Source organism: Pseudomonas promysalinigenes, from assembly GCF_014269025.2.
GTDB classification, from domain to species: Bacteria; Pseudomonadota; Gammaproteobacteria; order Pseudomonadales; family Pseudomonadaceae; genus Aquipseudomonas; species Aquipseudomonas promysalinigenes.
The window spans coordinates 3,576,837-3,599,953 of record NZ_CP077094.1 but is presented as its reverse complement, the minus strand read 5'-3'; the positions used below and the strand labels follow the sequence as shown (position 1 = coordinate 3,599,953).

At 60.6% G+C, this 23,117-nt stretch carries 17 protein-coding genes and 6 tRNA genes; 21 read left to right on the top strand and 2 right to left on the bottom strand.

Going from position 1 to position 23,117, the window contains the following annotated elements:
* Positions 1-81 precede the first annotated feature (81 nt).
* The 17 genes from argR to mgtE all read left to right on the top strand — a co-directional run bounded on the left by argR (position 82) and on the right by mgtE (position 16,287).
* Complete coding sequence (argR, locus tag HU725_RS16355) at positions 82-1,062, top strand: transcriptional regulator ArgR (RefSeq protein WP_186478934.1); 981 nt, start codon at positions 82-84, stop codon at positions 1,060-1,062.
* Positions 1,063-1,401: 339 nt separating this feature from the next.
* Positions 1,402-2,622 carry an aspartate aminotransferase family protein gene (locus HU725_RS16350; RefSeq protein ID WP_186478935.1) on the top strand — a complete coding sequence of 407 codons (1,221 nt, stop codon included), beginning with the start codon at positions 1,402-1,404 and terminating at the stop codon, positions 2,620-2,622.
* A gap of 133 nt (positions 2,623-2,755) precedes the next feature.
* On the top strand, positions 2,756-3,775 hold the full coding sequence (gene aruF, locus HU725_RS16345) for an arginine/ornithine succinyltransferase subunit alpha (protein WP_186478936.1): 1,020 nt from the start codon (positions 2,756-2,758) through the stop codon (positions 3,773-3,775).
* 63 nt (positions 3,776-3,838) lie between these two features.
* Positions 3,839-4,867, top strand: coding sequence for an arginine N-succinyltransferase (gene astA, locus HU725_RS16340; protein WP_186478937.1), 1,029 nt, complete (start codon positions 3,839-3,841; stop codon positions 4,865-4,867).
* Complete coding sequence (astD, locus tag HU725_RS16335) at positions 4,868-6,331, top strand: succinylglutamate-semialdehyde dehydrogenase (RefSeq protein ID WP_060480420.1); 1,464 nt, start codon at positions 4,868-4,870, stop codon at positions 6,329-6,331. It abuts the gene before it with no gap.
* 23 nt (positions 6,332-6,354) lie between these two features.
* Positions 6,355-7,704 carry an N-succinylarginine dihydrolase gene (gene astB, locus HU725_RS16330; protein ID WP_060480421.1) on the top strand — a complete coding sequence of 450 codons (1,350 nt, stop codon included), beginning with the start codon at positions 6,355-6,357 and terminating at the stop codon, positions 7,702-7,704.
* Positions 7,705-7,719: 15 nt separating this feature from the next.
* A complete protein-coding gene (locus HU725_RS16325) occupies positions 7,720-8,010 on the top strand; it encodes a hypothetical protein (protein ID WP_060480422.1) in 291 nt (96 codons plus the stop codon).
* A 10-nt stretch (positions 8,011-8,020) separates the two neighbouring features.
* The gene (gene astE / locus HU725_RS16320; protein WP_186478943.1) at positions 8,021-9,028 is read left to right on the top strand and encodes a succinylglutamate desuccinylase; all 1,008 of its coding nucleotides are present in this window, start codon (positions 8,021-8,023) and stop codon (positions 9,026-9,028) included.
* A gap of 351 nt (positions 9,029-9,379) precedes the next feature.
* Positions 9,380-12,004 (top strand): alanine--tRNA ligase, encoded by a 2,625-nt coding sequence (gene alaS, locus HU725_RS16315; RefSeq protein WP_186478938.1) that lies wholly within the window; start codon positions 9,380-9,382, stop codon positions 12,002-12,004.
* Between the two features lie 85 nt (positions 12,005-12,089).
* Positions 12,090-13,325, top strand: a complete 1,236-nt coding sequence (locus tag HU725_RS16310) for an aspartate kinase (RefSeq protein WP_060480425.1) — start codon at positions 12,090-12,092, stop codon at positions 13,323-13,325.
* 166 nt (positions 13,326-13,491) lie between these two features.
* Positions 13,492-13,680 (top strand): carbon storage regulator CsrA, encoded by a 189-nt coding sequence (gene csrA, locus HU725_RS16305; RefSeq protein ID WP_003254503.1) that lies wholly within the window; start codon positions 13,492-13,494, stop codon positions 13,678-13,680.
* Positions 13,681-13,752: 72 nt separating this feature from the next.
* A tRNA-Ser gene (locus HU725_RS16300) sits at positions 13,753-13,843 on the top strand.
* 106 nt (positions 13,844-13,949) lie between these two features.
* Positions 13,950-14,026: transfer RNA gene (locus HU725_RS16295), tRNA-Arg, on the top strand.
* Positions 14,027-14,098: 72 nt separating this feature from the next.
* Positions 14,099-14,175: transfer RNA gene (locus HU725_RS16290), tRNA-Arg, on the top strand.
* Positions 14,176-14,244: 69 nt separating this feature from the next.
* Positions 14,245-14,321 (top strand) — tRNA-Arg (locus HU725_RS16285).
* A 69-nt stretch (positions 14,322-14,390) separates the two neighbouring features.
* Positions 14,391-14,467: transfer RNA gene (locus HU725_RS16280), tRNA-Arg, on the top strand.
* A 377-nt stretch (positions 14,468-14,844) separates the two neighbouring features.
* Positions 14,845-16,287 carry a magnesium transporter gene (mgtE, locus tag HU725_RS16275; protein WP_060480426.1) on the top strand — a complete coding sequence of 481 codons (1,443 nt, stop codon included), beginning with the start codon at positions 14,845-14,847 and terminating at the stop codon, positions 16,285-16,287.
* 49 nt (positions 16,288-16,336) lie between these two features.
* Here the strand turns inward: mgtE and HU725_RS16270 are convergent, their stop codons facing one another.
* Complete coding sequence (locus HU725_RS16270; protein WP_060480504.1) at positions 16,337-16,573, bottom strand: hypothetical protein; 237 nt, start codon at positions 16,571-16,573, stop codon at positions 16,337-16,339.
* A gap of 175 nt (positions 16,574-16,748) precedes the next feature.
* Positions 16,749-17,075, bottom strand: a complete 327-nt coding sequence (locus HU725_RS16265; protein ID WP_060480503.1) for an Arc family DNA-binding protein — start codon at positions 17,073-17,075, stop codon at positions 16,749-16,751.
* Positions 17,076-17,424: 349 nt separating this feature from the next.
* Here HU725_RS16265 and phnN point away from each other — a divergent pair, with 349 nt between their 5' ends.
* The 4 genes from phnN (at position 17,425) to HU725_RS16245 (ending at position 23,115) form a co-directional block, all read left to right on the top strand.
* The gene (gene phnN, locus HU725_RS16260) at positions 17,425-18,039 is read left to right on the top strand and encodes a phosphonate metabolism protein/1,5-bisphosphokinase (PRPP-forming) PhnN (protein ID WP_186478939.1); all 615 of its coding nucleotides are present in this window, start codon (positions 17,425-17,427) and stop codon (positions 18,037-18,039) included.
* A gap of 138 nt (positions 18,040-18,177) precedes the next feature.
* A tRNA-Arg gene (locus HU725_RS16255) sits at positions 18,178-18,249 on the top strand.
* Positions 18,250-18,564: 315 nt separating this feature from the next.
* A complete protein-coding gene (locus HU725_RS16250) occupies positions 18,565-19,542 on the top strand; it encodes a TauD/TfdA family dioxygenase (protein WP_186478940.1) in 978 nt (325 codons plus the stop codon).
* Between the two features lie 168 nt (positions 19,543-19,710).
* A complete protein-coding gene (locus HU725_RS16245; RefSeq protein ID WP_186478941.1) occupies positions 19,711-23,115 on the top strand; it encodes a non-ribosomal peptide synthetase in 3,405 nt (1,134 codons plus the stop codon).
* Positions 23,116-23,117: the final 2 nt, after the last annotated feature.

Genomic DNA, 23,117 nt, shown 5'->3' with positions numbered 1-23,117 from the left:
CAGAATAGGGCATGCTGCGCAGCAAACGCAGCCTGACCCTGCGTTACAGACTCGAACGAACCAGGTTTCGGACAGCACTTTATGACCATCCAGCGAATTGGTTTTCTCATCTGGCCTAGCACCAAGCCCTTGACCCTGGCGCTGGCAGAGGAAGTGTTGCTGGTGGCCCAGCGGGTGCATCCGGATGTGGTCTATGAGATTGCGTTCCTCCAGGCCGAGCCTGCCGCGGAGGGCGCTTGGCGCTTGCCTGGCGAGCCGTGGAGTGGGCGGCTGGAGGGGTGCAGCAAGTTATTGTTGCTGGCTGACGATTTGCCTCAGGCCGTGGGCCCGACGCTGTCAGCAGCGCTCAAGCAGTTGGCGCGCAGTGGTTGCATGATCGGCGGGCTGTCCGCGGGCGTGTATCCGCTGGCCATGCTGGGCCTGCTCGACGGTTACCGCGCGGCGGTGCACTGGCGCTGGCAGGACGACTTTGCCGAGCGCTTTCCCAAGGTCATTGCCACCAGCCATCTGTTCGACTGGGATCGCGATCGTTTGACAGCCTGCGGTGGCATGGCGGTGACCGATCTGTTGCTGGCAGTGCTGGCCCGCGACCATGGGGCGGAGCTTGCAGGGGCGGTGTCCGAGGAACTGGTGGTCGAGCGTATTCGTGAAGGTGGTGAGCGCCAGCGTATTCCGCTGCAGAACCGCCTGGGCTCAAGCCATCCGAAGCTCACTCAGGCGGTTTTGCTGATGGAGGCCAACATCGAGGAACCGCTGACCACGGATGAAATTGCCCAGCATGTGTGCGTATCGCGCCGGCAGCTGGAGCGCATCTTCAAACAGTATCTGAATCGCGTGCCGAGCCAGTATTACCTGGAATTGCGGTTGAACAAGGCGCGGCAAATGCTGATGCAGACCAGCAAGTCGATCATCCAGATCGGGCTGTCCTGTGGCTTTTCTTCGGGGCCGCATTTCTCCAGTGCCTATCGCAACTTCTTTGGCGCAACGCCGCGGGAAGATCGCAACCAGCGGCGCAGTAGTAGCCCGTTCGAACTGAGCTCGGCGCCGGCCGAGAAGGGCTGAGATACCGGGTTGGGCCTGGGTGCATGGCTTGGGTTAGATGGTGGTGCGTAAATCGAGCGCCGCCCGCGCGGCGCTCGATTTACGCCACAACACCACAACAACGATGTGCGCCCGCTGCTGCGCCCTGAATTGCCTGTGAACATCCGTTCACCCAGCTCCCTCTCTCCCGTACACTGCGCTATTGCGACAGTGTTTGTCGCATTGCCGAAATCCTTGGTGAAACTGGGTTTTGCGCTGTAACAAGTTGTCGCTTGGCCGCAAGGACAGGCGCGGATCAGTCCTTACAATCCCCCCATCGCTCGCCACTTCCAGGCCAGCGTTCCTCTTCAGGAGACTCAGATGTCCGTTGAGCAAGCCCCGGTGCTACGTGCCGATTTCGACCAGGTGATGGTCCCCAACTATTCTCCGGCGGCCTTCATTCCTGTGCGAGGCGAGGGTTCCCGAGTTTGGGACCAGTCGGGCCGCGAGCTCATCGACTTTGCTGGCGGCATCGCGGTCAATGCCTTGGGCCACTGCCATCCGGCGCTGGTCAAGGCTCTGACAGAACAGGCCAATACCCTCTGGCACGTCTCCAACGTTTTCACCAACGAGCCTGCACTGCGCCTGGCGCACAAGCTGGTCGAGGCCACCTTCGCTGACCGTGCGTTCTTCTGCAACTCTGGCGCTGAGTCCAACGAGGCTGCCTTCAAGCTGGCGCGCCGGGTCGCCCACGACCGCTTCGGCCCCGATAAGCACGAAATCATTGCCACCGTTAACAGCTTCCACGGCCGCACCCTGTTCACCGTCAGTGTCGGCGGGCAGCCAAAGTACTCCGATGGCTTCGGCCCGAAGATCACTGGCATCAGCCATGTGCCCTACAACGATCTGGAGGCGCTGAAGGCTCAGATCTCCGACAAGACCTGCGCTGTGGTGATCGAACCGATCCAGGGCGAAAGCGGCGTGGTACCGGCTGACAAGGCGTACCTGGAAGGCGCGCGCAAGCTTTGCGACGAGCACAACGCCCTGCTGATTTTCGATGAAGTGCAGACCGGCGTGGGCCGCACCGGCTCGTTGTACGCCTACCAACATTACGGCGTGACTCCGGACATCCTGACCAGCGCCAAAAGCTTGGGCGGCGGCTTCCCGATCGGCGCCATGCTGACCACTTCCGACATTGCCAAGCACCTGGCTGTCGGCACCCATGGCACCACCTACGGTGGCAATCCGCTCGGCTGCGCCGTTGCCTGCGCCGTGCTGGACGTGGTCAACACCCCGCAGACCCTGGCAGGCGTCAAGGCCAAGCATGAGCGATTCAAGGCCCGCCTGGAGCAGATCGGCCAGCAGTACGGGCTGTTCCGCAAAGTGCGTGGGGTCGGCCTGCTGATCGGTTGTGTGCTGAGTGACGCTTGGCAGGGCAAGGCCAAGGACGTGCTCAATGCTGCTGAAAAAGAAGGCGTGATGGTGCTGCAGGCAGGGCCTGACGTGGTCCGCTTCGCGCCAAGCCTGGTGGTCGAGGACGCCGATATCGACGAAGGCTTGGACCGCTTCGAGCGCGCGGTGGCGCAACTGACCAAGGGCTGATCAGCCCGCGGTCCTTTCACTGCCCGGTCAGCCCCGGCGCCGGGCAAGTGAAGACGAATTTCTGCGCGGGTGCTTTGCGCCCGCGGTTTTTCCGTGCCTTTTCAATGGCCCGTTTTTCCAAAGGAGTGACACCATGCTGGTGATGCGCCCCGCGCAAATGGCTGACCTGAACGAAGTGCAGCGCATGGCTGCCGACAGCCCCGTTGGTGTCACCTCGCTGCCGGACGACGCTGCTCGCCTTGGCGACAAGATTGCCGCGTCGGAAACTTCATTCGCCGCCGAAGTCAGTTTCAATGGCGAAGAGAGCTACTTCTTCGTGCTCGAGGACAGCGCCACCGGCAAGCTTGCAGGCTGCTCGGCCATCGTTGCTTCGGCGGGCTATTCCGAGCCTTTTTACAGTTTTCGCAACGAGACGTTCGTCCATGCCTCGCGAGAGCTGAAGATCCACAACAAGATCCATGTGCTGTCGCTGTGCCATGACCTCACAGGCAACAGCCTGCTGACCAGTTTCTATGTGCTGCCTGAGTTGGTCGACAGTGGCTGGGCCGAACTCAACTCCCGGGGGCGCCTGTTGTTCATGGCCTCGCACCCGGAGCGCTTCGCCGATTCGGTGGTTACCGAGATCGTCGGCTATAGCGATGAGCAGGGCGAGTCGCCGTTCTGGGACTCCATCGGGCGCAATTTCTTCGACCTCAACTACGCCCAAGCCGAGCGTTTGTGTGGGCTCAAGAGCCGCACCTTTCTTGCCGAACTGATGCCCAATTACCCCATCTATGTGCCGTTGTTGCCCGATGCGGCGCAGGAGGCGATGGGCCAGGTGCACCCGCGTGCGCAGATCACCTTCGATATCCTGATGCGGGAGGGTTTCGAGACTGAGCACTACATCGATATTTTCGACGGCGGGCCAACCCTCCATGCTCGAACCTCGGGTATTCGCTCTATCGCCCAAAGCCGCGTGGTGCCAGTGAAGGTGGACGATACCCCCGTCAAAGGAGGGCGCCATTATCTGGTTTGCAATGGCCAGCTTCAGGACTATCGCGCCGTGCTGCTGGAGCTGGACTGGGTGCCAGGCAAGCCGGTCAGCTTGAGCAGTGAAGCGGCCGAAGCCTTGGGTGTCGGCGAAGGCGCCAGCGTGCGGTTGGTCGCAGCCTGAGACAGGGCTGGGCTGCAACAGTGAGTTTCGCGGCAGGCACTGGTCGCCGCACAAGGAGATAGCATGATCGTTCGTCCCGTACGCAGCAGCGACCTTCCCGCGCTGATCGAGTTGGCACGCAGCACCGGCATGACTGGGCTCACGACCCTGCCGGCCAATGAAGAGCGCCTTGCCCACCGTGTCGCTTGGGCGGAAAAGAGCTTCCGTGGCGAAGCCGAGCGGGGTGACACCGATTACCTGTTCGTGCTGGAGAACGACGAGGGCCTGGTGGTCGGCATAAGCGCCATCGCCGGGGCCGTGGGGCTTCGCGAGCCGTGGTACAACTACCGGGTAGGCCTGACGGTCAGCGCCTCCCAGGAATTGAAGATCTACCGCGAAATCCCAACGCTTTTCCTGGCCAACGACCTGACCGGCAATTCCGAGCTGTGCTCGCTGTTCCTGCGCAGCGATCATCGCTGTGGCCTCAACGGGCGCCTGCTGTCCCGTGCTCGCATGCTGTTCATTGCCGAATTCCCTGAACTGTTCGGCAACAAGATCATCGCCGAAATGCGCGGCATGTCCGATGAGCAAGGCCGCTCGCCATTCTGGGAAAGCCTGGGCCGGCATTTCTTCAAGATGGAGTTCAGCCAGGCTGACTACCTCACCGGCGTGGGCAACAAGTCGTTCATTGCCGAGCTGATGCCTAAATTCCCGCTCTATACCTGTTTCCTGTCCGAGGCCGCGCGCAGTGTCATCGGCCGCGTGCACACCAACACCGAGCCTGCCCTGGCGATGCTCAAGCAGGAAGGCTTCAGCTATCAGGGCTATGTCGACATCTTCGATGCAGGGCCGGCCATCGAGTGCGAAACCTCAAGGATCCGCGCGGTGCGCGACAGCCAGACCCTGGTGCTGGCCGTAGGCACGCCTGGCGATGACGCAACGCCTTACATCATTCACAACCGCAAGCGCGACGACTGCCGTATCACCGCTGCGCCGGCACGTCTGGCCGCCGGCACCCTGGTGGTCGACCCGCTCACCGCCAAGCGCCTGCGTATGGGGGCTGGTGACAACGTGCGTGCGGTACCGCTGTCGGCAAGCCGGGAGGCCCAATAAATGACCACGCATTTCATCGCAGGCAGCTGGCTGGCAGGCCAGGGGGAAGCTCTGCAGTCGCTCAACCCGGTCACCCAGGCGCTGGTCTGGCAAGGGCAAGGTGCCGACGCTGGCCAGGTCGACGCTGCGGTCAGGGCTGCCCGCCAGGCTTTCCCGGCCTGGGCGCAACTGAGCCTGGAGGCGCGCATCGATCTGCTGGAAAAGTTCGCCGAACAGCTCAAACTGCATGCCCAGGCGTTGGCCCACTGCATTGGTGAAGAAACCGGCAAGCCCCTCTGGGAGTCGGCCACCGAAGTGACCAGTATGATCAACAAGGTGGCGATCTCGGTGCAGAGCTACCGAGAGCGTACCGGCGAGAAAAGCGGCCCGCTGGCCGATGCAACAGCCGTGCTGCGGCACAAGCCACATGGCGTGGTGGCCGTGTTCGGTCCCTATAATTTCCCAGGGCACTTGCCTAATGGCCACATCGTGCCGGCGCTGCTGGCGGGTAACTGCGTGGTGTTCAAACCAAGCGAACTGACGCCCAAGGTCGCCGAGCTGACGGTCAACTGCTGGATCGCCGCAGGCCTGCCGGCGGGGGTCCTCAATCTGGTGCAGGGGGCGCGCGACACGGGCGTGGCGCTGGCTGCCAACACCGGTATCGACGGCTTGTTCTTCACCGGCTCCAGCCGCACCGGCAACCTGCTGCACCAGCAGTTCGCCGGCCGCCCGGACAAGATCCTGGCGCTTGAGATGGGGGGTAACAACCCATTGGTGGTTGATGAGGTCAAGGACCTCGATGCTGCGGTGTACACCATCATCCAGTCGGCATTCATCTCTGCTGGCCAACGTTGCACCTGTGCCCGCCGTCTGCTGGTGCCGCAAGGGGGCTGGGGCGATGCGCTGCTCGCACGGCTGGTCGAGGTCTGCCGAAGCATCACGGTTGGCGCCTTCGATCAGGACCCGGCACCCTTCATGGGCTCGGTGATCTCGCTGCAAGCTGCACAAGCGCTGATGGCGGCTCAGGCCCAGCTGCTGGCCAAGGGCGGCGTCGCGCTGTTGGCAATGACCCAGCCCCAGGCCGACGCCGCCTTGCTGACCCCTGGCATCGTCGATGTCAGCGCCGTGGCCCAACGCCCGGACGAAGAGTTTTTCGGCCCACTGCTGCAGGTGATCCGCTACGCCGACTTCGATGCCGCCATCGACGAGGCCAACAACACCCAGTATGGCCTGGCCGCCGGCCTGTTATCCGATTCCCGTGCCCGCTATCAATACTTCTGGCTGCGAAGCCGCGCTGGCATCGTCAATTGGAACAAGCAACTGACGGGCGCCGCCAGCAGTGCGCCTTTCGGCGGCGTGGGTGCCAGTGGCAACCACCGCGCCAGTGCTTATTACGCAGCCGATTACTGCGCTTACCCCGTGGCTTCGCTGGAGACTGCCAGCCTTGCCCTGCCGGCGACCCTGACGCCGGGCGTCACCCTATAACAACAGGTCACGGAGCCTAGCCGATGAAATCCTATGAAGTGAATTTTGATGGCCTGGTGGGGCCAACCCACAACTATGGCGGCCTGTCCTACGGTAACGTGGCTTCGCAGAGCAACAGCCAGCAAGGGTCCAACCCCCGTGAAGCCGCGCGCCAGGGCTTGGCCAAAATGAAAGCACTGGCCGACATGGGCTTCAAGCAAGGTGTGCTAGCACCGCAGGAACGTCCGGATGTGGCGGCCCTGCGCCAGCTCGGCTTCAGCGGCAGCGATGCCGAGGTGATTCAACGTGCCGCTCGCGATGCCATGCCGCTGCTGGTCGCCAGCTGCTCGGCTTCGAGCATGTGGGTGGCCAATGCCGCCACCGTCAGCCCCAGTGCCGACACTGCGGATGGGCGTGTGCACTTCACTGCCGCCAACCTCAACTGCAAGTTCCATCGCAGTATCGAGCACCCCACCACCAGTCGCGTGCTGGCAGCGATGTTCAACAGCGACCAGCATTTCGCTCACCACCAGGCCTTGCCTGCCGTGGCTCAGTTCGGCGATGAGGGGGCGGCCAACCACACCCGTTTCTGTCGTGACTACGGTCAGGCCGGTGTCGAATTTTTCGTCTATGGCCGCAGCGCCTTCGACAGCCGCTATCCGTCGCCGCAGAACTATCCTGCGCGCCAGACCCTGGAGGCCTCCCAGGCCGTGGCCAGGCTTCATGGCCTGAGCGAGGACGGCGTGGTCTACGCTCAACAGAACCCGGCCGTGATCGACCAAGGGGTGTTTCACAATGATGTGATCTCGGTCGGTAACGGTGAGGTGCTGTTCTATCACGAAGACGCTTTCCTCGAGACCGACGCTGTGCTTGGCCAGTTGCAAGCTAAACTGGCCAGCAAGGGTGGAAACTTCCAGGCGATCCGTGTGCCGCGCGCTGCGGTGACGGTAGAGGACGCAGTGCGTTCTTACCTGTTCAACAGCCAGCTGCTCAGCCGTGAGGATGGTTCGATGATGCTGGTAGTGCCGGAAGAGTGCCGTAACAACGAGCGCGTCTGGGCCTATCTGGGCCAACTGACGGCCCAGAGCGGTGCGGTGAAGGAGGTCAAGGTATTCGACCTCAAGCAGAGCATGCAAAATGGCGGTGGCCCGGCTTGTTTGCGTTTGCGCGTGGCATTGAAAGAATCGGAACTGGCGGCGGTCAATCCAGGCGTTATCATGACCGCCCCGTTGTACGACACGCTGTTGCAGTGGGTGGACAAGCACTACCGCGATCGCCTCGGCGAGGCGGACCTTGCCGACCCGCAACTGCTGCTGGAGTGCCGTACCGCGCTGGATGAGTTGACCCAGATCCTGAAGTTGGGCTCGGTGTACCCGTTCCAACGCCAACCTTGATAGAGAGAGTTTGTAATGACCGACGCCCTGCGCCTGATCCTTGAAGATGTAGACGGCACCCAGCTGGAAACCTCCTGCACTCGTTTTGCGATTGTATGGCAAGGCAAGGAAATCTGGGTCCAGCAGGATGGCCGTGGCCAGCTGTTGATCGGCGTGGATGTCGAGGAAGGCGATGCCGAATACGCCAACTTGTTGCTGCGCCCGATGGCGACCAATCTGGTTAGCCTGCAGCTAGAAATGGAGCCGGCTGAGGTCGGCGAAGATGACGACCATGTCCATGGCCCTGACTGCGGCCACCACCACTAAGGAAGCGCCTATGCTTGCCCTTGGCAAATTGCTCGAGCTGACCCTGACCGATCACGAGCCGGCTGAGAAGACTCAAGTGACACCCAAGGGCGTGCGGTTGCGCTGGCTGGGGGAGGGCGCGCTGGAAGTGCGACCTCCCGAAAGCGAGGACTGTGGGCTGGACTTGCTGCTGTCGGCGGGCATCCACGGCAATGAGACGGCGCCGATCGAGCTGCTCGAAAGGTTGTTGCATGGTGTGGCTAACAGCACCATCAAGCCCCGCGCACGGATTTTGTTCCTGTTCGGCAACCCGGCCGCCATCCGCAAGGGTGAGCGGTTCATCGAACAGGACATCAACCGTCTGTTCAACGGTCGTCACGAGCTCTCCAGTGGTTTTGAGGCGCTGCGTGCCGCGGAGCTTGAGCAATTTGCCCGAGTATTTTTCAGCAAGCCTGAGCGCGGGCGCCTGCATTACGACCTGCACACGGCTATCCGCGGATCGAAGATTGAGCAGTTCGCGCTGTACCCTTTCAAAGAGGGGCGCAAACACTCACGGCGTGAGCTGGCCCGCCTGGCGGCAGCCGGCATGGAGGCCGTGCTGTTGCAGAGCAAGTCGTCGATCACCTTCAGTGCCTTCACCTATGAGCAATTGGATGCCGAAGCCTTTACGCTGGAGCTTGGCAAGGCACGGCCGTTCGGGCAGAACGAGCAGGTCAATCTCGACAAGCTCGAGCAGCGGTTGATTCGTATCATCGAAGGAACCGAGCCCGAGGTCGATGATGCTCTGGACGGCCTGAAGCTGTTCAGCGTGGCGCGCGAGATCATCAAGCACAGCGACAGCTTCCACCTGCACCTGCCAGCAGACATCGAAAACTTCGCCGAGCTGAGCAAGGGCTATCTGCTGGCCGAGGATCTGGCCGAAACGCGCTGGGTGGTCGAAGAGGAGGGGGCACGCATCATTTTCCCCAATCCCAAAGTCAAGAATGGCCTGCGCGCCGGGATCCTGATCGTGCCAGACTCGGGCCAGCGTCTGGGCTGAGTAAGGCTCTGTCTTGTTCGCGGGCCCGTTTCCATTCAAGCGTGTGCAAGCGGGTTCACCGCGAACAGGCGAGCTGGCCTGAACGTCAGGTGCTCATGAAAACCTTTTAATTCACCGCCTGTTCCATTTTCCCTTCCCTTGGGCGGTAATTGGCTTGCCAGTAGCGAAAGGCTGCATTTAGCATCCGGTCATGTCTTTTTCGTTTGCAAGCGCCGTAAAAGCCGTCCAATCGACGCTTTCTATCGCATAAACACACTGCACCGAGTTTGCAGGACCGATATAATGCGGCCCTTTGCCGTCGTTTCGTCGACGTGTTTGCCCCCAAGGGCCGCCGTTTCCGTGGAAGAACCTATGAAAAGCGCAGAAATCCGTGAAGCCTTCCTTCGCTTCTTCGAAGAGCAGGGCCATACCCGAGTCGCCTCCAGTTCGCTGATCCCGAACAACGACCCGACCCTGCTGTTCACCAACGCTGGCATGAACCAGTTCAAGGACTGCTTCCTCGGTGCCGAGAAGCGTGCTTATACCCGCGCTGTCAGCAGCCAGAAGTGCGTGCGTGCCGGTGGCAAGCACAACGATCTGGAAAACGTCGGCTACACCGCGCGCCACCACACGTTCTTCGAAATGCTGGGCAACTTCAGCTTCGGTGATTATTTCAAGCGTGATGCGATCACCTTCGCCTGGACTTTCCTGACCTCCGACAAATGGCTGAACCTGCCCAAAGAGAAGCTTTGGGTCACGGTCTACGCCTCTGACGACGAAGCCTACGACATCTGGACCAAGGAAGTTGGCGTGCCAGCCGAGCGTATGGTGCGTATCGGCGACAACAAAGGTGCACCGTACGCCTCGGATAACTTCTGGACCATGGGTGACACCGGCCCGTGTGGCCCTTGCACCGAGATCTTCTACGATCACGGCGCCGACATCTGGGGCGGCCCTCCTGGCTCGCCGGAAGAAGACGGCGATCGCTACATCGAGATCTGGAACAACGTCTTCATGCAGTTCAACCGCACCGCCGATGGCGTGCTGCACCCGCTGCCTGCTCCGTCTGTCGACACCGGTATGGGCCTTGAGCGCATCAGTGCGGTCATGCAGCACGTGCACTCGAACTATGAGATCGACCTGTTCCAGAACCTGTTGGCTGCCGCAGCCAAGGCCATCGGCTGCAGCAACGATGGCCAGGCTTCGCTGAAAGTGGTTGCCGACCACATCCGCTCCTGCGGCTTCCTGATTGCCGATGGCGTACTGCCGTCCAACGAAGGCCGCGGTTATGTACTGCGCCGTATCATTCGCCGCGCTTGCCGCCACGGCAACAAGCTTGGTGCCAAGGGCAGCTTCTTCTACCAGATCGTCGCCGCCCTTGTGGCCGAGATGGGGCAGGCCTTCCCAGAGCTGAACAGCCAGCAGGCGCACATCGAGCGCGTACTCAAGGCCGAAGAAGAGCAGTTCGCCAAGACCCTTGAGCAGGGCCTGCGTATTCTCGAGCAGGACTTGGCTCAACTTCAGGGCAACGTAGTGCCGGGCGATGTGGTGTTCAAGCTGTACGACACCTATGGCTTCCCAATGGACCTGACCGCCGATATCGCCCGCGAGCGCGAGCTGACCATCGACGAAGCGGGCTTCGAGCGCGAAATGCAGGCCCAGCGTGAGCGTGCCCGCTCTGCCAGTGCCTTTGGTATGGATTACAACAGCCTGGTGAAGGTCGACAGCGCTACCGAGTTTCTCGGTTACGAGGCCACCGAAGCCCAGGGCAAGATCATCGCCCTTTACAAGGACGGCCAGTCGGTCGACCAGTTGGGTGAAGGCGAGCAGGGCGTGGTGGTGCTCGATCGCACCCCGTTCTACGCCGAATCCGGCGGCCAGATCGGTGATACAGGTTATCTGCAGGCCGGTGCTGCGCGCTTTGACGTGCGCGATACCACCAAAACCGGTGGTGCCTTCCTGCATCACGGCGTGGTCGCCAGCGGGGCGCTGGTTATCGGCTCGCCGGTGCAGGCCAAGGTCGATGCCCAAGTGCAGCACGCGACCTCGCTGAACCACTCGGCCACTCACCTGCTGCACGAAGCCCTGCGTCAAGTGCTGGGCGAGCATGTGCAGCAGAAGGGCTCGCTGGTCGACAGCCAGCGCCTGCGCTTTGACTTCAGCCACTTCGAAGCGGTAACGCCAGCGCAGATCAAGGCCTTGGAAGAGATCGTCAACCGTGAAGTGCGCAACAACACGCCGATCGAAACCGAGCTGACCGACATCGAGACCGCCAAGGCCAAAGGCGCCATGGCGCTGTTCGGCGAGAAGTACGGCGATACCGTCCGTGTGCTGAGCATGGGTGGCGACTTCTCCGTCGAGCTGTGCGGCGGTATCCACGCCAAGCGTACCGGCGACATCAGCCTGTTCAAGATCATCAGTGAAGGCGGCGTGGCCTCGGGCGTACGCCGTATCGAAGCGGTGACCGGCGCCGCTGCACTGGCCTACCTGAATGCTGCCGAAGAGCAGGTCAAGGAAGCTGCGCAGTTGGTCAAAGGCAACCGTGACAACCTGATCGACAAGCTGTCGGCTGTGCTCGAGCGCAATCGCCAGTTGGAAAAGCAGCTCGAGCAGCTGCAGGCCAAGGCCGCCAGCGCCGCAGGGGACGATCTCTCCAGTGCGGCCGTTGAGGTCAAGGGTGCCAAGGTGCTTGCTGCCCGCCTGGATGGGCAGGATGGCAAGGCCTTGCTGGCCCTGGTCGATCAGCTGAAGAACAAGCTCGGCCACGCAGTGATCCTGCTGGGCAGCGAGCATGAGGGCAAGGTCGTGCTGGTGGCCGGCGTGACCAAGGACCTCTCCAGCCAACTCAAGGCTGGTGACCTGATGAAACAAGCCGCTGCGGCAGTGGGCGGCAAGGGCGGCGGGCGTCCGGATATGGCTCAGGGTGGTGGCGTCGACGTCGCTGCACTGGACCAGGCCCTGGCGCTGGCCGTGCCATTCGCAGAGCAGGGACTTTGAGATGATGGGGCGGCTGGTCTAGTCGGCCGCTCTTTCATGTTGGATGGTTTTTTTGGGGCCCTGTATGGGCTGAGGCACCATTGAAATGGCGTTGATCGTACAGAAATTTGGCGGCACCTCTGTCGGTTCCATCGAGCGGATCGAGCAGGTTGCCGAAAAGGTCAAGAAACACCGTGAAGCGGGCGACGACCTGGTGGTTGTCCTGTCGGCCATGAGCGGTGAAACCAATCGTCTGATCGATCTGGCCAAGCAGATTACCGATCAGCCGGTTCCGCGTGAGCTGGATGTGATCGTGTCAACCGGTGAGCAGGTGACCATCGCGCTGCTGACCATGGCCTTGATCAAGCGTGGTGTGCCAGCGGTGTCCTACACCGGCAACCAAGTGCGCATCCTCACCGACAGCGCGCACAACAAAGCGCGTATCTTGCAGATCGACGACCAAAAGATCCGTGCCGACCTCAAGCAAGGCCGTGTGGTCGTGGTAGCCGGTTTCCAGGGTGTCGACGAGCACGGCAGCATCACCACCCTGGGTCGTGGTGGCTCTGACACCACAGGTGTGGCCCTGGCGGCTGCGCTCAAGGCTGACGAGTGCCAGATCTATACCGACGTCGATGGCGTCTACACCACCGACCCGCGCGTTGTGCCCCAGGCCCGCCGCCTGGAAAAGATCACCTTCGAAGAGATGCTGGAAATGGCCAGCCTCGGCTCCAAGGTGCTGCAGATCCGCTCGGTGGAATTTGCCGGTAAATACAACGTTCCGCTGCGCGTGCTGCACAGCTTCAAGGAGGGTCCAGGCACCCTCATTACCATTGATGAAGAGGAATCCATGGAACAGCCGATCATTTCCGGTATCGCCTTCAACCGTGATGAGGCCAAGCTGACCATTCGTGGCGTGCCTGATACCCCAGGCGTTGCCTTCAAGATCCTCGGCCCGATCAGCGCCGCGAACATCGAAGTGGACATGATCGTGCAGAACGTTTCGCACGATAACACCACCGACTTCACCTTCACCGTACACCGCAACGAGTACGAGAAGGCCCATAGCGTGCTGGAAAACACTGCCCGTGAGATCGGTGCCCGTGAAGTGATCGGCGATACCAAGATCGCCAAGGTTTCAATTGTGGGCGTCGGCATGCGCTCCCATGCGGGTGTTGCCAGCCGCATGTTCGAAGCGTTGGCCAAGGAGAGCATCAACATCCAGATGATCTCCACTTCCGAGATCAAGGTATCGGTGGTCATCGAAGAGAAGTACCTGGAACTGGCCGTGCGTGCGTTGCACACCGCGTTCGAGCTCGACGCTGCTGCCCGACAGGGCGAGTAAGGCGTTGCCGGGAGGGCGCGGCCAAGCCGCGCCCTTCGCGTTTCTGATCGCCACGCAGGCCCTGTCCTGCCGGCGGGGCGGTCGACCAGGCGCGATGGGGTAAACCCCGCAAACGGCCTGACATCCCAAGACTGTATCCCTGAATGTTTTGCGTAAGGAGAAAGCTATGTTGATTCTGACTCGTCGGTGCGCCGAGAGCCTGATCATTGGAGACGGCGAGATCACCGTGACGGTGCTTGGTGTCAAAGGCAACCAGGTGCGTATCGGCGTCAGCGCCCCTAAAGAAGTGGCCGTACACCGCGAAGAAATCTACCTGCGGATCAAGAAAGAGAAGGACGAGGAGCCAAGCCTTTAATTTTTTTGAAGTTTTTTTCAAAAAAAGGGTTGCAAACGAGGAAGAGCCTGTTTAATATTCGCCTCGTGTTGCGGTGAGGTGGCCGAGTGGCCGAAGGCGCTCCCCTGCTAAGGGAGTATACCTCATAAGGGTATCGGGGGTTCGAATCCCCCCTTCACCGCCATTATTTGCGTAGGGCGCTGTAAACGGTAGGAGCGCTAAGTCGTTGAAGTTAAACGAAAAAGTTCTTGCAAAAATGTTTCAGCGAACTATCATGCGCGGCAAGACACGGACTCATAGCTCAGCTGGATAGAGTACTCGGCTACGAACCGAGCGGTCGCAGGTTCGAATCCTGCTGAGTCCGCCACTTTTGAAGTGGCTTTGCTTTTTAAGGCTGCTTCAAACCACCAGTGGTAATCTGGTCTAAAACTACCAAGACGGACTCATAGCTCAGCTGGATAGAGTACTCGGCTACGAACCGAGCGGTCGCAGGTTCGAATCCTGCTGAGTCCGCCACTTTTGAGGTGGCTTTGCTAGCAAGGTCGCTTCACTCACCAGCGGTATCTGGTCTAAAACTGCCAACACGGACTCATAGCTCAGCTGGATAGAGTACTCGGCTACGAACCGAGCGGTCGCAGGTTCGAATCCTGCTGAGTCCGCCACTTTTGAAGTGGCTTTGCTAGCAAAGTTACTTCACTCACCAGCGGTATCTGGTTTAAAACTGCCACCACGGACTCATAGCTCAGCTGGATAGAGTACTCGGCTACGAACCGAGCGGTCGCAGGTTCGAATCCTGCTGAGTCCGCCATATCATCAGAAAGCCCGCTCAAATGAGCGGGCTTTTTGCTTTCTGCTTCACGACTCTGTCAACCTTGGCTGGCTAGACTGCACAGAAACCACTGCAAAAGATATTTGCGCGGCAGATGTGTTTTTTGTCGCACGCCTGCCGTCGCACTGATGGCTTCGAGCGTTGTCCTAGCTTTACCACGCAAACGATTGTTCTAGCCAAAAATTTAGGCGATCTGACCGCTCAGGCAGTGTATGATTGCGCCCGTCAGCCCCGCCGGGGCTTGTGGAAAACCACCATGGACTTACCCAGTAGTTACTCCTTAACAAGATTCTTACAGCTAGATCTGACTGATTGATTCTCCCGGCGTGCTCCGCTGCTGGGAGTGGAGTTCGCCTATGACTGAAGTAGAAGTAAAGAAAGCGCAAGAGAGCTTGCAGGACCGCCTGGCCCAGGTGGTTGAACTGCTGCAGCGCCAGCGTGTTGTCGAAGACCTGACCCATCGCCAGGAAGGTCAGCACAACGACCTGGTAGAAAACCTCGTCCATCGCCAGAACTTGGTCGAATTGCAGCGCAAGCTCGACGACCTGCACCCGGCAGACATCGCCTACATCCTCGAAGCCTTGCCGCTGCAGGACCGCTTGACGGTCTGGCAGCTGGTACGCTCGGATCGCGATGGCGACATTCTCCTCGAAGTATCCGATTCTGTTCGTCAATCGCTGATCGCCGACATGGACGATCACGAGCTCCTGGCTGCGGCCAAGGAAATGGATGCCGACGAGCTGGCTGACCTGGCGCCAGAACTGCCGCGTGACGTCGTCCACGAACTGATGGAAAGCCTCGATGCTCAGCAGCGCGAGCGCGTGCGCTCGGCCTTGAGCTACGACGAAGAGCAGGTCGGTGCGCTGATGGACTTCGAGATGGTTACCATCCGCGAAGACGTCAGCCTCGAAGTGGTGCTGCGTTATCTGCGCCGCCTCAAGGAGCTGCCAAACCACACCGACAAGCTGTTCGTGGTCGACTACGAGGGTATCCTCAAGGGCGTGTTGCCTATCAAGCGTTTGCTGGTGAACGACCCGGAAAAGAAAGTCGCTGAGGTCATGGCAACCGATCCAGTGTCCTTCCATCCCGACGAAGACGCCTACGACGCCGCCCAAGCTTTCGAACGATATGACCTGGTGTCAGCCCCGGTGGTCGACAAGAGCGATCGCCTGATCGGCCGTCTGACGATCGACGAGATGGTCGACCTGATCCGCGAAGAGAGCGAAAGCGAAGTCCTCAACATGGCAGGTCTGCGTGAGGAGGAAGACATTTTCGCCTCGGTCTGGCGCTCCCTGCGTAACCGCTGGGCGTGGCTGGCAATCAACTTGATCACCGCTTTCGTCGCCTCCCGGGTGATCGGCTTGTTCGAAGGCTCGATCGAGAAGCTGGTGGCACTGGCTGCACTGATGCCCATCGTTGCCGGTATTGGCGGCAATTCGGGTAATCAGACCATCACCATGATCGTCCGCGCCATGGCGCTGGACCAAGTATCGCCAGGCAATACCAGCCGTTTGATGCGCAAGGAACTGGCGGTGGGACTACTCAATGGCCTGATCTGGGGTGGGGTGATTGGCGCGGTCGCCTTCTGGCTCTATGGCAGCTGGTCGTTAGGTGTGGTCATGACCGCAGCGATGACGCTGAACCTATTGTTGGCCGCCTTCATGGGCGTGCTCATCCCTATGACCCTCACCCGTCTGGGGCGTGACCCCGCCATGGGGTCGAGCGTCATGATCACTGCTGTGACCGATAGCGGTGGCTTCTTCATTTTCCTGGGGTTGGCCACGATTTTCCTGCTATGACCGGTTGCCACACTTCATTAAAAAGCCCGCTTAAGCGGGCTTTTTTGCGTCATTGAGTAAATGAAAAGCTGGTAATGATGGAGTTCTGGTTTACGTTGACATAAATCTGGTACCTCATCACACCGCTGTCTTCCGGGCCCACCACGTCATCCATAGAAAAGCCCGAAAGCCTGGCAATACTTTGCTTCAGATGCGTGCTGTAAGGTGTGCCGATCAAGTGCTGCAAGGCCGCGAGCGTTTCATCTTCCTTGGCCAGGATCGCAGATGATTTTTGCAAATTGAGCATGTCATATCTCCTGAAAGTAAGCTTGGCTGCCCGTGCAATCTTCCAGGTGGCTTGCGCCCTTGAGACGGTATTTGTGTATTCAATGCACAAAGTAAAACGCCCGATGACAGCAGCACCGGGCGTTTTTTCAGAGCCTTTTACCTGGCTAGCCAGGCACTCGTATATTGGTCAGCACTCAGGAGGCGTCGGCGGCCATCTCCACATCGTGGGCGATCAGCGCTACCAGCGCATTCTGCTGTCGGTGGGACAGCTGGCGGAAGCGTTGCAGCAGCTCCCGCTCGTGAAGCGACAGCTCTGGGCTATCCATGCGCATGCTCAGCTCATCGCCCAGCGCGCCTTCCTGGATAAGGCTCTGCTCCAGGCGCGCGATGATTTCGGAGTTCATGCTGCGGTGGTGGTTGCGCGCTACCTCGGCAATGCGCTCACGCATTCCGTCTGGCAGGCGGACGACGAACTTGTCAGCGGTGCGGCTCGAATAAATAGCCTGTTTCATTGGGCGCATATAAATTGACCGGATTTTACTGGTTCAGGGGAAGCGGTTCTCAAATTGGCCGCACGGAGTGGGAGATACGACCGTGGCGACGACAAAATGTTCAACCCGCACGTAAATTTGGATGGTCATCTTGCCTCATGGTCGCCGTTTCCTTGGCGTCAATTCTGTGACAAATAGTGAGCCGGGTGAAGGCTTTTTGCCAGTACCAATTATCAGAAATGAGCACTGGTTTGAAAAGTTTCACATTAACCAGCCCGCTACGCCGTCAGTCTTTTGCCGTCAAAAACCTGTAAAACGCGGCAAAACATCAAGAAAACCCCTAGAATACGAAGGTTTCCTTCCATAGAGCATAGTGGCTATGCAACATGACGCAAGCGTCATAAAGAGCGCACCAGCGCGGCTGATCTATTTGATAGGACCCTCAGGATCGGGAAAAGATTCACTGATCAATGCTTCTCGTATGCAACTGAGCGACGCGGGTATCAAGGTCGCTCGCCGAGTCATTACTCGCTCGGCCGAGGCCAGTGGTGAGGCTGCTCAAAGCGTGAGTGAGGAACAATTTGCGCAACTGCGCAACGAGGGCGCGTTTGCCATGCATTGGCGGGCCAATGGCCTGTCGTACGGTATTCCAAATGAGGTGGGTCAGTGGTTGGCGCAAGGGTGCTCGGTGCTGGTCAATGGTTCACGTGCCTATTTGCCATCCGCACGCCAGCGTTACCCTAACCTGTTGGCAGTTTGCATTGACGTTCAGCCCAGCGTGCTGCGTGAGCGCTTGTTATCACGCGGCAGGGAAACTTTGGAGCAGGTCGATCAGCGCTTGGCCCGCAGTGTCGAGCTGCAGCTAGAAGCATGGCAGGGTGTCCATCATATTGATAACTCCGGCCAACTGTCGACTGCGGTCGTGGCGTTACTTGAGCTGCTACGTAGGGAACACTTAATACCTGAGCGGGCCGGGAAAAACCTTACAGGGTGATGAGCGATTGCAGCATGACAGAAGTTAGCGTACTGGCTAACATGCTGGCCGTCTGGCTACGGCTACACGGTCGTGCGCAGGCTCTGGTTGAACGAACGGAAGCCTTTCTATAGAATCATTCGTTCTTACTCCCGCGATGTCTCCTTAGTTTAATGGATAGAACGAGCCCCTCCTAAGGGCTAAGTGCAGGTTCGATTCCTGCAGGGGACGAATCACCGCGCACTCGCTTCATCTCCCACCGACTCTCCACAAATCCCCCTAGGCGATATCCCCCTTGCCAGGCCGAGTTTGGGCTATATAAGTCAGCCCTCTGCTCGGTTGCCCATGCCTGCTAAATCCCGACCTTCGCCTCTCGTTTTCTTTACACAAGGCCGACGCACGCTGCGCGCGTATCGGCGCTTGCTGTCATTTCATCGAGGGTCGAAAGATGCTTGCCGCCACCTGCTCAAAGGCCAGCCAGCTGCTGCCTTTTGCCAATCCACTACCGCTCAGTTCGTTGCGGCCCTCCTGCGCGAGGGTTAAGCCATGAGCGCGCTGCTCGAGTTGATTGCTCGGCCATTGCAGCCTGGCCAGCGCAGCCTGCCGCTGCTGGTCGAAGCACCCCATGCAGGCCTTGACCTGAACGAGGCGCTTGAGCCGATCCGCGAGTTGGTCGACCGCCACTTGCTCGATGTTGGAGGCATCCTGTTCCGAGGGTTCCATGTGGGCGGTGCCGAGGCTTTTCGCAGCTTCGCCGCCGGCTTCGGTCACCCGCTGCTGAACTACGAGTTTGGCTCTACGCCGCGCAGCAACGTCACACAAGGCGTGTACACCTCCACCGAATACCCGCCGCACCAGAAGATCCCGCTGCACAACGAGCAGGCCTACACCCGCGAATGGCCGATGAAGATCTGGTTCTACAGCATGGTTGCCGCCCAGAGCGGAGGCGAAACGCCGATCGCCGACAGCCGCGAGGTATTTCGGCGCATCGACCCGCGTATTCACGAGCGTTTCAACCGTCATGGGCTGATGTACGTGCGTAATTTTGGTAACGGCCTGGATGTACCCTGGGAGCAGGTGTTCAACAGTGATGACCCGGCAGTGGTCGAGGCGTACTGTCGGCGCCATGCAATCAGCTGCGAATGGAAGGACGACGGCGAGCTGCGTACCCGGCAGATCTGCCAGGCGGTAGCCCGCCACCCACGTACCGGTGAAGATGTGTGGTTCAACCAAGCGCACCTGTTCCATGTGTCGAACCTGCCCTTTGAAGTACGCCAGAGCTTGCTGGAAATCGTCGACGAGCAAGACCTGCCGCGCAATGTCTATTACGGCGATGGCACTGTCATCGAAGATTCGATCCTCGACGAAGTGCGCGGTGTGCTGGATGAATGCACCGTAGCCTTTGCTTGGCAGGAAGGTGATGTGCTGATGCTCGACAACATGCTGGCCGCACACGCGCGCAGTACCTTCACCGGCACCCGCAAGGTCATCGTGGCCATGGCCGAAGGCCACGGCGCGGGCTGAACCTGCAAGCCGTTGGCAGCCAGCGCCGGTACGCCCTGCCGCGTACCGGCGCGCAACAATGATAGGCCGGACAGGTTTTGCAGCCCGTGCCTAAATGCGAGCCGGAATCATTCGTTCAACAGGTATCGCGGAGCCCAGGGCGGCTCCCTTCACCGGTTCGGACGACCTATGAGCACCCTCGATCAATCCCATAAGCTGGCGCGCCGCTTCATTGAACTGCCGCTGGACAAACGCCGTGTCTTCTACGCTGCCCTGCGCAATGAGCAGGTCGACTTCGCGCAATATCCGATCCCGGACTGCAGCGCGCTTGCCAGCCGCGACCAACTTTCCTATGCCCAACAGCGCATGTGGTTTCTCTGGCAATTGCAGCCAGACAGCGCCGCTTACAATTTGCCGGGGGCGGTGCGTCTGTTGGGTAACCTGAATCGTCAGGCCCTGGAGCTGGCTTTCGCTGACCTGGTTCAGCGCCACGAGTGCCTGCGTACCACGTTCGAGGCAATCGACGGGCAGGCATGGCAGCGTGTCGGTGACGGTGCCCAGATCAAGCTTCGCCATGTCGATCTATCTGCCTTGACCGTGGACCTTCGCCAGCAGCGCACCCGTGAAGAGGTCGCTCGCGAAGCCGGCCAGCCGTTCGACCTGCAGCAGGGCCCGCTGCTGCGCATAGCGCTGCTGCAACTGGCTGGCGATGAGCATGTGTTGCTGCTGACCCTGCATCACATCATCGCCGACGGTTGGTCGATGAATATCCTAATCGAAGAGCTCATGCGCTGCCTGGATGCCCGCAGTGCGGGCCACCAAGCCCAGTTACCGGCGCTTGCCGTGCAGTACCGCGACTATGCCTTGTGGCAACGCAGCTGGATGGAGGCCGGTGAGCAGGCGCGTCAGCTCGAGTATTGGCAGGCACAACTGGGCGATGAGCATGAGCCGCTCGAGTTGCCCAGCGATCGACCGCGCCCAGCCCAGCCGAGCCACGCAGGCGCGCGCCTGGAGTTCGCTATCGATCAAGAACTGCGCAATGGCCTCAAGGCACTGGCCCAGCGCCAGGGTGTGACATTGTTCGTGGTGCTGTTGGCGGCCTTCAAGGCCCTGTTGTATCGCTACAGCGGCCAGGGCGATATCCGCGTCGGCGGCCTGATCGCTAACCGTAACCGCGCTGAAGTGGAGGGGTTGATCGGCTTTTTCGTCAATACCCAAGTGCTGCGTAGCCAGCTCGATGGCCGCCAGACTTTCGCGCAGTTGTTGCAGGCGCTGCGTCAGACCACGCTGGACGCCCAGGCCCATCAGGAGTTGCCATTCGATGCGCTGCTCGAAGCGCTGCCGGCCAATCGCAGCCAGAGCCATAACGCCTTGTTCCAAGTGATGTACAACCACCAGCCGATGGTCACCGATATCCAAGGGATGCGCTTGGCTTGCGGCTTGCAGCTTGCGCACCTGCAGGCCGAGCAAAGCATGGCCGATGCCCGCAGCCATGCCGCAGCCAGCGATCTGATGCTGGAAACCCGCGAGGAAGGCGAGCGCTTGCTGGCGGCGTTCACCTACGCTACCGATCTGTTCGATGCAGCGACCATCAAGCATATGGCCGGGCACTGGTGCAACCTGCTGCGTAGCGTGCTGGCCGACCCGCAAAGCTGTATCGGCCAGCTGCCAATGCTCGCTGTGCCTGAGGCTCGCCAGTTGCAGCAGTGGGCACTGCGCGCACCTGCGCCGCAAGCGTCGGCCCTGGCTCACCAACGTTTTCAGGCGCAGGCGGCACGCACGCCGCAGGCTGTGGCACTGGTGCTGGCTGGCCAAGGGCAGGGCGCCTGCCTGAGTTACGCCGAGCTTGAACTGCGCAGCAATCAATTGGCTCAGCGCCTGGTGCAATCGGGTGTCGGCCCTGAGGTGCTGGTTGGTGTTGCGCTGCAGCGCTCGCTGGATATGGGGGTAGCCCTGCTGGCGGTGCTCAAGGCAGGCGGTGCCTATGTGCCTCTGGACCTGCAAGCGCCCAGCGAGCGTATCGCCCAGGTGTTCGCCGACAGCGGCCTGCGCCTATTGCTGACTCAATCGAACCTCTACAGCCAGTTGCCCCCGGCAGAGGGGATCGAAGTACTGTGCCTGGATCAAGCTCAACACCAGCTCAGCACGCAGCCTGCCTGTGCCCCCGAGGTATCGCTGCAGCCTGGCAACCTGGCCTATGTGATTTACACCTCTGGCTCCACTGGGCGCCCCAAAGGCGTTGCCATCAGCCACGGCGCGCTGGCCGAGTTCTGCGAACTGGCCTGCGATTATTCGCGCCTGAGCGCCGAGGATCGCGTACTGCAGTTTGCCACCTGCAGCTTCGACGGCTTCGTAGAGCAGTTCTACCCGCCGCTGTGTGCCGGCGCCTGCGTGGTGCTGCGCGATAGCCAGCTCTGGGACAGCGCCAGCTTCTTGCAAGCCGTGCAAACCCACGGCATTACCGTGGCAGACCTGCCCGCCGCCTACTGGCACATGCTGGTGCAGGATTACGCCCGTAACGCACCGCAGGCCTTCGCTGCGCTGCGTCAGGTGCATGTGGGTGGCGAGGCCATGTCGGTCGACGGCCTTGACTTGTGGCGCCGTGCCGGGCTCGGCGGTGTGCGTCTGCTCAACACCTACGGGCCGACCGAGGCTACGGTGGTTTCGAGCATTCACGACTGCACAGATCTCATGTCGCAGGATGTGTCCTGGCGGGGTATCCCCATTGGCAAGGGCTTGGCCGGCCGCCGTCTGGTGATCCTCGATGGCGAGCTGCAGCCGGTGCCGATTGGTGTCATCGGTGAGCTGTACATCGGCGGGCCGGGCCTGGCGCGAGGCTATCACGGCCAAGCCGGCCTCAGCGCCGAGCGCTTATTGCCCGACCCCGCATCGCCCGGTGAGCGCTTGTACCGCACGGGTGATCGCGCCCGTTTCAATGCGCAGGGTGACATCGAGTACATCGGCCGTGTCGACCATCAAGTCAAAGTGCGTGGCTTCCGGATCGAGCTGGGCGAAATCGAAATGCGCCTGCAGCAATGCGCAGGCGTGCGCGAAGCGGCTGTGCTGGCCTTGGACATGGCGGGCGGGCGACAACTGGTGGCCTATGTGGCCACCCAGGCCGATGGCATCGCCCCAGACGCGCAGCGCCAGGCGATTCGCCAGGCCCTGCGCGCGACGTTACCCGACTACATGGTGCCATCGCACTTGGTGCTGCTGGCAAAGCTGCCCCTGACACCCAGCGGCAAGCTTGACCGCAAAGCCCTGCCAGAACCCGACCCAAGCCATGTGCAGGCCAGCTTCCGGGCGCCGAGCAGTGAGCAGGAGCAACAGCTGGCGGCGATCTGGATGGACGTGCTGCAGGTCCCCCGCGTGGGCCTGGACGACAGCTTCTTCGATTTAGGCGGGCACTCGCTGCTGGCAGCCCAGGTCATCGCTCGCATCAAGTCCGAACTGGGTGTCGCGCTACCGATGCGCAGCCTGTTCGAACGCCCGCATCTGGCTGCTCTGGCGCAAGAGCTCAAGGCCCTGGGCGGCACCGCCGACGAGGACTGGGCCGAAATGGAAGCGTTCATCAATTCACTGGAGGAGGTTTGAGC

What these genes read in the sequence shown, in the direction of transcription:
- argR (WP_186478934.1), top strand. Translation starts at nt 82, where the DNA reads ATGACCATCCAGCGAATTGGTTTTCTCATCTGGCCTAGCACCAAGCCC.
- HU725_RS16350 (WP_186478935.1), top strand. Translation starts at nt 1,402, where the DNA reads ATGTCCGTTGAGCAAGCCCCGGTGCTACGTGCCGATTTCGACCAGGTG.
- aruF (WP_186478936.1), top strand. Translation starts at nt 2,756, where the DNA reads ATGCTGGTGATGCGCCCCGCGCAAATGGCTGACCTGAACGAAGTGCAG.
- astA (WP_186478937.1), top strand. Translation starts at nt 3,839, where the DNA reads ATGATCGTTCGTCCCGTACGCAGCAGCGACCTTCCCGCGCTGATCGAG.
- astD (WP_060480420.1), top strand. Translation starts at nt 4,868, where the DNA reads ATGACCACGCATTTCATCGCAGGCAGCTGGCTGGCAGGCCAGGGGGAA.
- astB (WP_060480421.1), top strand. Translation starts at nt 6,355, where the DNA reads ATGAAATCCTATGAAGTGAATTTTGATGGCCTGGTGGGGCCAACCCAC.
- HU725_RS16325 (WP_060480422.1), top strand. Translation starts at nt 7,720, where the DNA reads ATGACCGACGCCCTGCGCCTGATCCTTGAAGATGTAGACGGCACCCAG.
- astE (WP_186478943.1), top strand. Translation starts at nt 8,021, where the DNA reads ATGCTTGCCCTTGGCAAATTGCTCGAGCTGACCCTGACCGATCACGAG.
- alaS (WP_186478938.1), top strand. Translation starts at nt 9,380, where the DNA reads ATGAAAAGCGCAGAAATCCGTGAAGCCTTCCTTCGCTTCTTCGAAGAG.
- HU725_RS16310 (WP_060480425.1), top strand. Translation starts at nt 12,090, where the DNA reads ATGGCGTTGATCGTACAGAAATTTGGCGGCACCTCTGTCGGTTCCATC.
- csrA (WP_003254503.1), top strand. Translation starts at nt 13,492, where the DNA reads ATGTTGATTCTGACTCGTCGGTGCGCCGAGAGCCTGATCATTGGAGAC.
- mgtE (WP_060480426.1), top strand. Translation starts at nt 14,845, where the DNA reads ATGACTGAAGTAGAAGTAAAGAAAGCGCAAGAGAGCTTGCAGGACCGC.
- HU725_RS16270 (WP_060480504.1), bottom strand. Translation starts at nt 16,573, where the DNA reads ATGCTCAATTTGCAAAAATCATCTGCGATCCTGGCCAAGGAAGATGAA.
- HU725_RS16265 (WP_060480503.1), bottom strand. Translation starts at nt 17,075, where the DNA reads ATGCGCCCAATGAAACAGGCTATTTATTCGAGCCGCACCGCTGACAAG.
- phnN (WP_186478939.1), top strand. Translation starts at nt 17,425, where the DNA reads ATGCAACATGACGCAAGCGTCATAAAGAGCGCACCAGCGCGGCTGATC.
- HU725_RS16250 (WP_186478940.1), top strand. Translation starts at nt 18,565, where the DNA reads ATGAGCGCGCTGCTCGAGTTGATTGCTCGGCCATTGCAGCCTGGCCAG.
- HU725_RS16245 (WP_186478941.1), top strand. Translation starts at nt 19,711, where the DNA reads ATGAGCACCCTCGATCAATCCCATAAGCTGGCGCGCCGCTTCATTGAA.